This is a genomic window from Amycolatopsis saalfeldensis, from assembly GCF_900110575.1.
GTDB lineage: Bacteria > Actinomycetota > Actinomycetes > Mycobacteriales > Pseudonocardiaceae > Amycolatopsis > Amycolatopsis saalfeldensis.
Window position 1 is genome coordinate 377,689 of sequence record NZ_FOEF01000003.1, and the last position, 12,213, is coordinate 389,901.

Here is a 12,213-nt window from a genome sequence, read left to right on the forward strand (position 1 = left end):
TGGCGGAACTGGGTTGCTATGCGCGGTGGACCTAGCTGGGTCAGTCTCCCGGCGGTGTCGGTAGCGGGTGGCAGAGCTGGGCTGTCGCCTGCCGCGGGACTGGCAGGTCGGTCGTCCGGCGGTGTCCGCGATGTGTGGCAGAGCGGGGCTGGTGTGCGTGGTGGACCTTGCCGGGTCGGTCGTAAGGGGGTGTTGCAGTGCGTGGCGGAACTGGGTCGCTGCGCGCGGTGGACCTAGCCGGGTCAGTCGTCCGCCACTGGTTCGCAGTGTGTTGCGGAGCGGGGATGCCGCAACCCCGTGGACCGGTCGGGTCAATCCTCCAGCAGGGTCCGCAGCGCGCGGCGAAACTGCGCCCCGGCGCTGGGGCTGAGCGCCGCGAGGAACGTTTTCTCCGCCTCCTGGTAGGCGGCTTCCGCCGCGTCGTAGGCCTCTGAGCCCTGCTCGGTGAGTTCGACGACGTTCCGGCGGCGGTCGGCCGGATCCGGTTGCCGTCGGATGATGCCCTTGTCTTCGAGGGCGTCCAGCAGCGCGACCATCGTCGTGCGGTCGACGCCGAGTGTCTGTGCCACCTGTAGCTGGGACGTCGGATCCCGGTGGGCCAGTACCCGCAGTGCGCCGAGGTCCTTGCCGTCGATGCCGAACGGGGCGAGCGCCGCGTCCGTCAGCGCCGTGAACTTCAGGTTGGCGTGCTTGAGGAGGTAGCCCAGCGCTCGGTGCAGGTCGGGGCCGGGGCTCGCTTCGGTGGACACGGGCGTCAGCTTACGCTTAAGCTGATCGTCAGTAGTGCTGATGATCAGCGAGACAACCAATGAAAGGCCAGACATGATTCTCGTTACCGGGGGCCTCGGTTTCATCGGCTCCCACACGGTCCGCGCGCTCGCCGAAGCCGGCCAGGAGTGCGTTCTCCTCCAGCGCCGCAGCCCGCAGCTCCCGCCGCACCTCGCCGACCTGCCGGTGCACGTCGTGCAGGGCGACGTCACCGACCTCGACGCGGTGCTGGCCGCCGGCAAGCAGTACCCGGTCACCGGGATCGTGCACCTCGCCCTCGCCCTGCCATGGAAAACCGTGCAGGCCGACCCGATCGCCGACACCGGACGGGCGCTGGAGGCGTTCCTCAACATCGTCCGCGCCGCGCAGACCCTGGGCGTGCGCCGCGTCGTCACCGCGAGCACCATCGGCGTCTACCACGGCGCTGGCGAAGGGGCGCTCACCGAGGACCAGCCGCTCTCCTTCGACCACCTCCACGTCATCCCGACGTTGAAGAAGATCACCGAGCTGCTCGCCGGCCACCTGTCGAGCGTGACCGACGTGGAGATCGTCAACGCCCGCATCTCCGGCACCTGGGGCCCCGGGGGACACCTGCCGGACCGCTTCTTCGCCGCCCCTTCGCTGGCGCTGGCCGCTGCCCGGCGAAGCGAACCCGATCTGTCCGGGCTGCTCGCGCCGCCGCACGCCGAGGATTCGCTCGACCTGCTCTACGTCAAGGACACCGGCCGCGCGCTGGCGCTCCTGCAGCTCGCCGGCGAACTGCGCCACTCGACGTACAACGTCGCCTCCGGCCATGCCACGAGCAACGCCGACGTGCTCACCGCGATCGAGTCCGTCGAGCCCGGCTTCCACTTCGAGCTGCCCACGGCCGGGACGCGCCCGGTGAACTGGCTCGACATCACGCGGCTGCACGAGGACACCGGATTCGAGCCCCGGTACGGCACCGCCGCCGCGGCCGCCGAGTACATCGCCTGGCTCCGCGCCGGCAACGAGCGGTGAAACCTCACGCCCGCCCCGAAAGCAGCTCGAACGCCTACCACATCCCGGCGTACCGGCCGTCGCGGGCGAGCAGTTCGTCGTGGCTGCCGATCTCGGCGACGCGGCCGCGGTCGAGCACCACGATCCGGTCCGCGGTGCGGGCGGTCTGCAGCCGGTGGGCGATGACGATGGTGGTGCGGCCGTGGGCGAGGGTCTGCATGGCCTCGGCCACGCGGGCCTCCGCGGCGAGGTCGAGGTTGGACGTCGCCTCGTCCAGCAGCAGGATCGCCGGGTCGACGAGCTGGGCGCGGGCCAGCGCGAGCAGCTGGCGCTGCCCGGCCGAAAGCGACCGGCCGCGTTCGGCGATCTCGTGCCGGTAGCCACCGGACAGCGACGCGACGAAGTCGTGCGCGCCGACCGCGCGGGCGGCCGCCTCCACCTCCGCGTCCGTGGCCTCGGCGCGGCCGTAAGCGATGTTGTCGCGGACGGTGCCGGTGAACAGGAACGCTTCCTGCGGCACGTAACCCAGCTGGCCGCGGTAGCCGGCGAGGTCGAGGGAGCGCAGGTCGTGCCCGTCGACCCGGACGGCGCCGGCATCCGGGTCGTAGAACCGCGAAAGCAGCTTGATGACGGTGGACTTGCCCGCGCCGGTCTCGCCGACCAGCGCCACCGTCTCGCCCGCGGCGATGGCCAGGTCGACCTCGCGCAACGCTTCCGGCGGCTTGGCCCCGGGCGCGAGCGAGCCCGCCATCAGCCGCGGGTCGGCGGGGCCGCGGCGCTCCCCGGTGCTCCGCGCGGGCGCGGTGGGATAGGAGAACCGGACGCCGCTGAAGGTGATATGCCCGCGCAACCGGCCCGGGTCCACCGGGTCGGCGGCCGGCGGGGTGAGCGTCTCCAATCGCATCAGTTCGGCGATGCGGTTGACCGAGATCCGCGTCTGCAGCCATGAGTCGAACACCTGCGAGAGCTGCTGGATGGGGGAGAAGAACAGGTCGATGTAGAGGATGAACGCGATCAGCGCGCCGGCGGTCAGGTGGCCGGAGTGGATCATCCCGGCGCCGACGCCGAGCACGATCGCGTCGGCGCCCGCGGAGAGGAACTGCACGAACGGGAAGTAGGTGGCCGCGAGCCGCTGGGCGGAGAACCGGGAGTCGAGGTAGTCGCGGCCGAGCCGGCGGAACCGGCGCACCGTCTCGGCTTCGTGGGCGAAGGCCTGCGATTCGCGCACGCCCGAAAGGCTTTCCTGGAAGTCCGCGTTGACGATCGCGACGCGGTCGCGGGCCACATCGTACAGCCGGGCCGCGCGGCGCCGGAAGATCACCGTCGCGATCGCCAGCGGCACCACCACGGCCAGCGTGCACAGGCCCAGCTCCGGGTTCACCACCACGAGCGTCACCCCGACCCCGCCGAAGGTGACCAGCGCGACCAGCGCCGAGAGCAGCCCGTTTTCGATCAGCGACTCGAACTGGTCGACGTCGGTGGTCATCCGGGTCATGATCCGGCCGGCCATCTCGCGCTCGTAGTAGTCGAGCGAAAGGCGTTGCAGCTGCGCCCAGATCCGGATCCGCAGCGAAAGCATCACCCGCTGCGCGGTCCGTCCGGTCACGAAGGTCTCGGCGACCTCGTCCAGCAGCGCGGCGAGCGTGATCACCAGGAACAGCCCGGACGCGGTGAACAGCACCACCTGCGAGCCCTGCAGCACGCCGTCGTCGATGCCGGTCTTCACGAACACCGGCCCGATCACGGACGCGACGGCGTCGACCACCACCAGCAGCAGGCCGAGCAGCAGCGGCAGGCGGAACTGGCGCAGGATCGAGCCGAGCGAGAACCCGCGCTGCTGCTGGGATTCCCGGGCCAGGTCGACGTCGGCGAAGTCGCGGATCGGCTTCAGCTCGTCGACGCGGGCGAGCAGGTCCGGCGTCGGCGGCAGCGCACTGCGCCAGCTGCCGCCCGCCGAGCCGCCCAGCCCGCTGCCGAGGCTCGGCGCGCGGGTGTTCGCGGTGGCCAGCCTGCCGCCATTGCCTTGCGCGCCATTGCCCTGCGCTTGCGGAGCGGGGGCCGACCAGGCGGACTCGGTGATCGTGCTCAGCACTTCGATGCGGTCGCCGACCTTCTCCGCGGCCGCCTCGTCCAGCCCGGTGAGCAGGCTGCGGTAAAGAGCGCTGCGGGCCACCAGCTCCTCGTGGCTGCCCTGGTCGGCGACCACGCCGCCGTCCAGCACGACCACGCGGTCGGCCAGGTGCAGCGTCGAGCGCCGGTGGGCGACGAGCAGGGTGGTGCGCCCGGCCAGCACCGTGCGGAGCGAGGCGTTGATCGACTCCTCGGTGTTCGCGTCGACGGCGCTCGTGGCGTCGTCCAGCACCAGGATCCGCGGGTCGGTGAGGATCGCGCGGGCCAGCGCGATCCGCTGCCGCTGCCCGCCGGACAGCGACAGCCCGCGTTCGCCGACCACGGTGTCGTAACCCTGGGGGAGCGTGGAGACGAAGCCGTGGGCCTCGGCCACTTCCGCCGCGGCGACGACCTCTTCGTCGGTGGCGCCGGGACGGCCGTACGCGATGTTGGCGCGGATGCTGTCGGAAAACAGGAAACTCTCCTCGAACACCACGCCGACCTGTGAACGCAGCGACCGGAGTTGCAACGAGCGGACGTCGTGGCCGTCCACCAGCACCGCGCCGGAATCCGGGTCGTGGAAGCGGGAGACGAGCATCGTCGCGGTCGTCTTGCCGCTGCCGCTCGGGCCGATCAGCGCGACCCGCTCGCCGGCGCCGATGTGGAGATCGAAGCCGCGCAGCACTTCCGCGTCGCCGGAGTATCCGAAGTGGACGTTGTCGAAGCGGATTTCGCCGCGGGCCGCCGGCAGTTCGACGGCGTCCGGCGGGTCGGCGATGGCGGGCGGCAGGTCGAGCAGCTGGAAGATCCGCTCGACGCCGGCCCGCGCCTGCTGCCCGATCGACAGCACCGCGGCGAGCTGCCGCGCGGGCGCCATCATCTGCCCGACGTAGGTGGAAAACGCCAGGAGCGTGCCGAGGCTCAGCTCGTGGCGCAGCGCCAGCCAGCCGCCGAACACCAGGATCGCCACCTGCCCGAGCGAAGGGATCGCCTGCAGCAGCGGCTGGAACCGCGCCTGCAGCCGGACCGCGCGCAGCTGCGTGCCGTACAGATCGCCCGCGGTGTCCGCGACGCGCCGGAGCTCACGGTCCTCCTGGCCGAACGCCTTCACCACGCGGACGCCGTTCACGTCCTCGTCGACGATCTGCACCAGGTCGCCCTCGCGCTGCTGCGCGGCCCAGGTCGCGGGGAAGATCCGCCGCCGCATCCGGTACGAGACGACCAGCAGCAGCGGCACGACCACGAGGCTGACCAGCGCGAGCAGTGGCGACAGGACCAGCATCACGCCGAGGGAAAGCAGCAACAGCAGGATGTTCCCGCTCAGGATCGGCAGCAGCCCGAGCAGGCCCTGCACCAGCGCGGAGTCCGAGGTCGCCCGCGCCACCAGCTGACCGGTCGGCATCCGGTCGAGGTTCGTGAAGTCCATCCGCTGGAGGTGGGCGTGCATCTCGTTGCGCAGGTCGTACTGCACGGCCAGCGCCACCCGCCCGCCGCGGTAGCGCCGCTGGTAGGCGAATCCGAAGGCGGCCGCGGCGACCACGAGCAGCGCGACCAGCCAGGGCCACAGCTCGGCGTTGTCGCTGAGGATGACGCCGTCGACGATCTGGCGTTCCAGCAGCGGCACCACGGCCTGGCAGGCGCTGCCGAGCACGGCGGCGCCGAGCGCGATCACCAGCTCCCGCCGGTGCCGCAGCACGTAGCCGCCGAGCCGGCGCAGCCAGCGTGACTTTTCCGGTTGGTTGTCCGCTTTCGCGGTGGTCTGTGAGGTTTCGGTGTCGGTGCTCACCGCGGCTGGGTCATCGGTTTGGTCCCTGCTTTCTCGGTCATGACTTCGTCGATCGCCGCGCCGAGCCACACCAGCGTCTCCAGCAGCCGGTCGCCGTCCGGGGTGCGCGCGGCCAGGCCGGTGACCCGCTCGACCATCTCGGCCTCGGTCCGCGCCAGCAGCTCCTCGCCCGCCGGGGTCAGCGACAGCGCGGTCGCCCGCTGGTCGCCGTCGACGTCGCCGCGAACGAGGAGGCCGCGTTTCGTCAGCGCCTCCACGGCGGAGCTGATCGCCGGCCGCCCGAGCGCGAGCCGTTGCGCCACACGGGAAGCACGCTCGTCGCCCGAGGCGATGGCGGACAGCACGCGGTAGTGCGCGAGGTTCAGCTCGGCGGACGAGCGCTCCAGCACACGCGAGGCGCGGGCGAGCGCCCGCACGGCCAGCACGGCCGTGCTCCCGGGCGGTGGCTTGATCGTCATGCCCTCGACGGTACTCCCATATGGTTCGATCGTCGAACAAGTTTTCCCGGGGCGGTCAAACCGAACCGAATTCGGTAGTCTGGCGTGCGCCGGGCGGCGGTGTCGCCGTGGGTCAGCACGAGGTTCGGAGGTAGTACGGACGATGAGCTTCAACCTGGCCACCATGCTGCGGGAGTCGGCGCTCGCCGGACCGGGCAAGGACTTCCTCCGGTTCCCGGCCGGCGCGCTCACCTACGCCGAGGTCGACGAGGCGTCCGGCCGCGTGGCGACGGCGCTGCGGGCGCGCGGCTACCGGCCGGGCGACAAGGTGGCGCTGCAACTGCCGAACGTCCCGGAGTTCGTGTCCGCCTACTTCGGCATCCTCAAGGCCGGGCTGGTGCTGGTCCCGCTGAACCCGCTGCTCAAGGCCGGGGAGATCGCCTACCACCTGGCCGATTCCGACGCCCGGCTGCTGATCACCGGTGCGTTTTCCGCCGAGGAAGCCCGGACCGCGCTCGCCGAGGTGCCGGGGGTGGCCGCGGTGCTCGTCGGTGAGGTCGACGCGACCGGCTGGCCGGACGGCACCGGCGCGTTCGCCGAGCTGCTCGCCGCCGAGGGCGACGACGAGATCCACCCCGGCGCCGCCGACGACACCGCGGTGCTGCTCTACACCAGCGGGACCACCGGACGCCCGAAAGGCGCCGAGCTGTCCCATTTCTCGCTCTACATGACCTGCACCATCGGTGGCCAGACGTTCGGCACCGAACCCGACGACGTGGTGCTCGCCGTGCTGCCGTTCTTCCACGTGTACGGCCTGTCCAGCATCCTCAACGGCGCCGCGCGCCACGGCCGGACCGTCTCCGTCGTGCCGCGGTTCGAACCGAAGGCGGTGCTGGCGGCGATCGAACGCGACCGCGTGACGATCATGGCCGGCGTGCCCACGATGTACCACGCGCTGGCCGCGGCGGACAGCTCCGGTTACGACACGTCCAGCCTGCGCATCGGCAGCTCCGGCGGGGCGGCGATCCCGGAGCAGGTGCTGCGCTCGTTCGAGGAGAAGTTCGGCATCCCCGTGCTGGAGGGCTACGGGCTGTCGGAGTCCTCGTCGACCGCGACCGTCAACCCGGGCGCGGACCGGCGCAAGCTGCTGTCCATCGGCAAGCCGATCTGGGGCGTGCAGCTGCGGATCGTCGACGAGCAGGACCGGCAGCTGCCGCCCGGCGCGGAGCACGTCGGCGAGATCGTGCTGCGCGGGCACAACATTACCAAGGGCTACTACAAGCGCCCGGAGGAGACGGTGAAGGCGTTCCGCGGCGGCTGGTTCCACACCGGCGACCTCGGCTACGTCGACGAGGACGGGTTCGCGTTCGTCGTCGACCGCAAGAAGGACCTGGTGATCCGCGGCGGTTACAACGTCTACCCGCGTGAGGTCGAGGAGCTGCTCTACACCCACCCGGCCGTCGCGGAGGCCGCCGTGCTCGGCGAGCCGGACGACCGGCTGGGCGAGGAGGTCGTCGCGGTCGTCTCGCTGAAGCCCGGCGCCTTCGCCGAGCCCGACGAGATCGTCGCCTGGGCGAAGGAACGCATTGCGGCGTACAAGTATCCGCGCCGGGTCCGGATCATCGACGAGCTGCCGAAGGGGCCGACGGGGAAGATCGCGAAACTGCTTTTGCGGGAGGGTTGAGCGGTTTCGGCGCGCGCCGTCTCGGGATCCTGGCTCGTCGAGTCCGGGCGGGCGCCGTGCCATCCTGGGCCGATGACCGCTCCCGATGACCCGGCTGCTGTGACCGGATTGCGTCCGCGCGACTTCGTCGGCTACGGCCGGTACCCGCCGCAGGTGCGGTGGCCCGGTGCCGCGAAGGTCGTGGTGAACGTGGTCGTCAACTACGAGGAAGGCGCCGAATACTCGATCCCCGACGGCGACGGCCGCAACGACGGCTGGGGCGAGTACGCGTACGAGGTCGGCCCGGAGGTCCGCGACCTCGGCACCGAGACACACTACGAGTTCGGCAGCCGGGTGGGGATCTGGCGGCTGGCGCGGATCTTCGACCGTTACGGGATTCCGGTGAGCGTCGGCGCGTGCGCGGTGGCGCTGGAGCGGAACCCGGCCGTGGCGGAGTGGATCCGCGAGCGCGGCCACGACGTCGTCGGCCACGGCTGGCGCTGGCTGGACTATTCCCGAATGTCCCTTTCGGACGAACGCGACCACCTCCGCCGGGCGATCGAGTCCCTGGAGCGCACGACGGGGCAGCGGCCTCGGGGCTGGTACCTGCGCTCGTTCCCGAGCGAGCGGACACTGGACTTGCTGGCGGAGGAAGGCGGTTTCCTCTACGACTCCGACCCGTGCAACGACGAGCTGCCGTACTTCACCGAAGCGGCCGGCCGTGAGCTGCTGATCGTGCCGTATTCCAAGGTGTACAACGACACCCGCTACCTGCTGAGCCCGACCTACGGCTCGCCCGCACAGTTCTTCGAAAGCCTCCGCCTGGGCCTGGACTACCTGTGCGAGGAGGCCGACGACGGCTTCGGCGCCCGCATGATGACCGTCGGCCTGCACCCCCGCTGGAGCGGCCAAGCCAACCGCGCCGCAGCCGTCCGCGATTTTGTTGCCTACGCAGGGGAGAAGGCGGGCGTCCGCTTCATGCGGCGGCTGGATATTGCGCAGTGGTGGCTGGAGCATCACGCAGAATGGTCGTGACTCCCTCTGCTGGCCTACGGTGAGCCGATGCGCAGCGACCTGAAGACCGTGTCCGTGCCGGTGGCCGGCGGCGACCTCGCCGTCGAAGTGGCGGAGTCCGAGTCCGCGCCCGTGCTGGCGATCCACGGCGTGACAAGCAACTGCCGGCTGTGGAACTGGCTGCGCGCCTCGGCGCCCGAGCTGTCGCTGGTGATGCCGGACCTGCGTGGTCGTGCGGGAAGTTTCGCTGTGCGCGGGCGTTCTTCGCTGCGGCAGCACGCCGAGGATCTGGTGCGGGTGCTCGACGCGCTGGGTCTGGGCACGGTGGACGTCTGCGGGATGTCGATGGGCGGCTTCGCGGCCGTCGAACTGGCGACGGGCTGGCCGGACCGGGTGCGGGGCCTGGTGCTGGTGGACGGCGGGCTGCCGATGGTCGCGCCTGCGGGGCTCACGCCGGAGATGCTGCCTGCCGCTTTCGCGCCCCAACTGGGGCGGCTTCAGCGGCCGTTTGAGAGTGTCGACGAGTATCTTGCCTACTTCACCCGCAATAGTCCGCTGCTCGATCCTGCTGACCCACTGCTGCGTGACAACCTGGCGCACGATCTTGACGCGGCCGGGCGCGTGCGGCTCAGCCCTGAAGCGGTTCTCTCGGACGCCGAGGATGTGTTCTTCGGCGAGTCCGGGTGGCTGCGGTTGACCGTTCCGGTGGAGCTGGTGTGTGCCGAGTGGAGCGCCGGGCCGGACACTCCGCCGGCCTATCCGGACGAGGCGCTGGCGGGTTTTCGCGCGCAGCTACCGGCTCTGCGCCAGCCCCGGCGGATCCCGGGCACGGACCACGCGGCGACGATCATGACCCACGACGGGGCGAGGGTCGTCGCCGACGCGATCCGCGCGGTGACATCCGGTCGGGGCTGACCAGCCGTCAGTGCCCGACAGCGGCGCGCACAGTCTCCTTCAGCGAGCCCAGCGTGGCGATCACGGCGGTCGGCTCGTAGCCGCAGTGGGCCATGCAGTTGTCGCAGCGGGGGTCTTTGCCGCGGCCGAACTTGTCCCAGTCGGTTTCCTCGATCAGCTCCTTGTAGGTCTTCGCGTAGCCGTCGTCGAGCAGGTAGCACGGGCGCTGCCAGCCGAGCAGCGAGTAGGACGGGATGCCCCACGGCGTGCACTCCAGCTCCCGCTTGCCCTCGAGGAAGTCGAGGAACACCGGGGAGTGGTTGAGGCGCCAGCGTTTCCGGTTGCCGCCGCCGAAGGCCTTGGCGAACAGCTCCCGCGTCGCCTGCACGCCGAGCCAGTGGTCCTGGTCCGGCGCCTTCTCGTAGGCGTACGCGGGTGAGATCTGCATGTTGTCGACGCCCAGCTCGTTCAGGTAATCGAGCACGCCGACCACGTCCTCGGCGGAGTCGCCGTCGAAGAAGGTCGTGTTCGTCATCACCCGGAACCCCTTCTCCTTGGCCAGCTTGATCGCGTCGACCGCGGCCTGGAAGCCGCCGGGCTTGCGCACCGACTCGTCGTGGCGCTTCTCCAAGCCGTCGATGTGCACCATCCAGGCGAAGTTGTGGTGCGGCTTGAACTTGTGGATGTGCTTGGGCAGCAGCAGGGCGTTGGTGCACAGGAACACGATCTTGCGGCGGTCCAGCAGCTGCCGCACGATCTCGTCGATCTTCGGGTGCATCAGCGGCTCACCGCCCGCGATCGATACCATCGGCGCGCCGCTCTCCTCGATGGCGCCGACCGCCTGCTCCACCGGCATCCGCTGCTTGAGCAGCGTGTGCGGCTGCTCGATCTTGCCGCAGCCCGCGCACTTGAGGTTGCAGGCGAACAGCGGCTCCAGCTCGACCAGCAGCGGGAACTTCTCCTTCCGCAGGACCTTCTGCTTCATCAGGTAGCCGCCCAGCCGGACGGACTGACGCAACGGCATGGCCATCGCTCAGAGCACCTCCCGAGGTAGTGTGAAAGTGATTTGCTCTTCCGTCAGCCGGCGTTCGGCGACGGTCACCGGCCCCAGCCCGCCCAGCGCCGCCACGACCTCGTCCACGAGGTGCGGCGGGGCCGAAGCGCCCGCGGTGAGGCCGATCGTGCGGACGCCGGCGAGGCGGCGCAGGTCCAGCTCGGCGACGTCGTCCACGAGCACGGCCGGGGTGCCTTCGCGCTCGGCCACCTCCACCAGCCGGCGTGAGTTCGAAGAGGTGCCGGATCCCACCACCAGCACCAGGTCCGTCTCGCGGGCGATCGCGCGCAGCGCCTGCTGCCGATTCGTGGTGGCGTAACAGATGTCGTCCTTACGGGGCGCGGAAAGCCCGGGGAACCGCTCGCGCAGCACGGCCGCGATCTCCTCGGCCTCGTCCAGTGCCAGCGTGGTCTGCATGGTGTAGGCGACGCGGGCGGGATCGCGCGCGGTGACGGTGCGCGCGGCCGCGACGTCGCCGACCACCACCACGTCTTCGGGCGCCTCCCCGACAGTGCCTTCGACCTCCTCGTGCTCCGCGTGCCCGATGAGGAACACGGTGTCGCCGCGGCCGCTGTAACGGCGGACTTCGTTGTGCACCTTGGTCACCAGCGGGCAGGTCGCGTCGATCACCGCGAGCCCGCGGCCGGCGGCGTCACGGCGGACCGCGGGGGTCACGCCGTGGGCGGCGAGCACCAGCGTCGCGCCTTCGGGCACCTCGGCCACTTCGTCGACGAACACCGCGCCACGCTCCTGAAGCTGCCGCACCACGTGGGTGTTGTGGACGATCTGGCGCCGCACGTACACGGGCGCGCCGTGGCGGTCCAATGCGCGCTCGACGATGTCGATCGCCCGCTCCACCCCGGCGCAGAACGAACGCGGCCCGGCCAGCAGCACGTGACGGCCGCCGGTGGCCGCGGCCCACGCGGTGAGCGCCGGGACCGCCGCGCGCAGGCTGCGCAGCCCGGCCAGGCCGTTTCCGAGCGTGCCGGGCCGCAGCAGGGGTGCGCCGGCAGTGTCCACGATGGACCGGACGACGGCGAACGGCTCGCCCGCCGCGGCCAGCCGTTGCGACTCCATGTCGACCGCGAGCGCGCCGGTTCCGGCCAGCTCCGCGCGTTCCCGCTCGGTGACGACGTGGCCGGTGCCCAGCACAGGTCCGATGTGGACGGTGAGGCCGAGCCGTCGCAACGCACCGGCCAGCAGGGGAGCGGACGGCACGGGCACGGCCCCGTCCGGGCCGCGGACCTCGTCGGCGACCACGAGGTCGCCGGGCCGCACGTGCGGGACGAGCCCGCCGCCGATCCCGGCGACGATCCGCGGACCGGCCGGGAGCCGGGCCGCCGCGGCCGCCGCCCGGCGCGGGCCGAGTCCGGTGTGGACGGTGGGCAGCTCGCGCCGGGCCGCGCGCAACGCGGCCTGCTCGATCCGCAGCGGCGCGCAGAGCACCGCCCGCCGCGAAAAAGCTCGTGAGTGTTCGCGACGGTTAGCACCGTCATAAGCACTCACGACC

Annotated in this window: 9 protein-coding genes; 4 read left to right on the plus strand and 5 right to left on the minus strand. The window is 71.2% G+C overall.

From position 1 onward, the window contains the following. Positions 1 to 311: 311 nt before the first annotated feature. Positions 312 to 824, minus strand: coding sequence for a MarR family winged helix-turn-helix transcriptional regulator (locus BMY97_RS09395; protein WP_177231250.1), 513 nt, complete (start codon positions 822 to 824; stop codon positions 312 to 314). On the opposite strand from BMY97_RS09395, the gene BMY97_RS09400 reads away from it, so the two are divergent. Continuing rightward, complete coding sequence (locus BMY97_RS09400) at positions 823 to 1,767, plus strand: NAD-dependent epimerase/dehydratase family protein (protein ID WP_091615507.1); 945 nt, start codon at positions 823 to 825, stop codon at positions 1,765 to 1,767. The genes BMY97_RS09395 and BMY97_RS09400 overlap by 2 nt on opposite strands. A gap of 34 nt (positions 1,768 to 1,801) precedes the next feature. Here BMY97_RS09400 and BMY97_RS09405 read toward each other — a convergent pair whose 3' ends face one another. Together BMY97_RS09405 and BMY97_RS09410 are read right to left on the minus strand one after the other, a co-directional pair. Then, complete coding sequence (locus BMY97_RS09405) at positions 1,802 to 5,641, minus strand: ABC transporter ATP-binding protein (RefSeq protein ID WP_091615510.1); 3,840 nt, start codon at positions 5,639 to 5,641, stop codon at positions 1,802 to 1,804. After that, on the minus strand, positions 5,638 to 6,099 hold the full coding sequence (locus BMY97_RS09410; RefSeq protein WP_091615512.1) for a MarR family winged helix-turn-helix transcriptional regulator: 462 nt from the start codon (positions 6,097 to 6,099) through the stop codon (positions 5,638 to 5,640). Before BMY97_RS09410 ends, BMY97_RS09405 begins: the two co-directional genes overlap by 4 nt. Positions 6,100 to 6,241: 142 nt before the next feature. On the opposite strand from BMY97_RS09410, the gene BMY97_RS09415 reads away from it, so the two are divergent. From BMY97_RS09415 to BMY97_RS09425, 3 genes are all read left to right on the plus strand, one after another. Continuing rightward, the gene (locus BMY97_RS09415) at positions 6,242 to 7,762 is read left to right on the plus strand and encodes a long-chain-fatty-acid--CoA ligase (RefSeq protein ID WP_091615515.1); all 1,521 of its coding nucleotides are present in this window, start codon (positions 6,242 to 6,244) and stop codon (positions 7,760 to 7,762) included. A 72-nt stretch (positions 7,763 to 7,834) separates the two neighbouring features. Continuing rightward, on the plus strand, positions 7,835 to 8,776 hold the full coding sequence (locus tag BMY97_RS09420) for a polysaccharide deacetylase family protein (protein ID WP_091615518.1): 942 nt from the start codon (positions 7,835 to 7,837) through the stop codon (positions 8,774 to 8,776). Positions 8,777 to 8,803: 27 nt separating this feature from the next. Then, on the plus strand, positions 8,804 to 9,670 hold the full coding sequence (locus tag BMY97_RS09425; RefSeq protein ID WP_091615520.1) for an alpha/beta fold hydrolase: 867 nt from the start codon (positions 8,804 to 8,806) through the stop codon (positions 9,668 to 9,670). Positions 9,671 to 9,677: 7 nt separating this feature from the next. On the opposite strand, the gene hpnH is transcribed toward BMY97_RS09425, so the two are convergent. Beyond that, a complete protein-coding gene (gene hpnH / locus BMY97_RS09430; protein WP_091615523.1) occupies positions 9,678 to 10,679 on the minus strand; it encodes an adenosyl-hopene transferase HpnH in 1,002 nt (333 codons plus the stop codon). 3 nt (positions 10,680 to 10,682) lie between these two features. Then, entirely contained in the window at positions 10,683 to 12,149 is a 1,467-nt protein-coding gene (gene ispH / locus BMY97_RS09435) for a 4-hydroxy-3-methylbut-2-enyl diphosphate reductase (protein WP_091615525.1), read from the minus strand. Positions 12,150 to 12,213 lie beyond the last annotated feature (64 nt).

Coding starts and splice junctions, on each gene's coding strand:
- BMY97_RS09400 (WP_091615507.1), top strand. CDS start 823: ATGATTCTCGTTACCGGGGGCCTCGGTTTCATCGGCTCCCACACGGTC.
- BMY97_RS09395 (WP_177231250.1), bottom strand. CDS start 824: ATGTCTGGCCTTTCATTGGTTGTCTCGCTGATCATCAGCACTACTGAC.
- BMY97_RS09410 (WP_091615512.1), bottom strand. CDS start 6,099: ATGACGATCAAGCCACCGCCCGGGAGCACGGCCGTGCTGGCCGTGCGG.
- BMY97_RS09415 (WP_091615515.1), top strand. CDS start 6,242: ATGAGCTTCAACCTGGCCACCATGCTGCGGGAGTCGGCGCTCGCCGGA.
- BMY97_RS09420 (WP_091615518.1), top strand. CDS start 7,835: ATGACCGCTCCCGATGACCCGGCTGCTGTGACCGGATTGCGTCCGCGC.
- BMY97_RS09425 (WP_091615520.1), top strand. CDS start 8,804: ATGCGCAGCGACCTGAAGACCGTGTCCGTGCCGGTGGCCGGCGGCGAC.
- hpnH (WP_091615523.1), bottom strand. CDS start 10,679: ATGGCCATGCCGTTGCGTCAGTCCGTCCGGCTGGGCGGCTACCTGATG.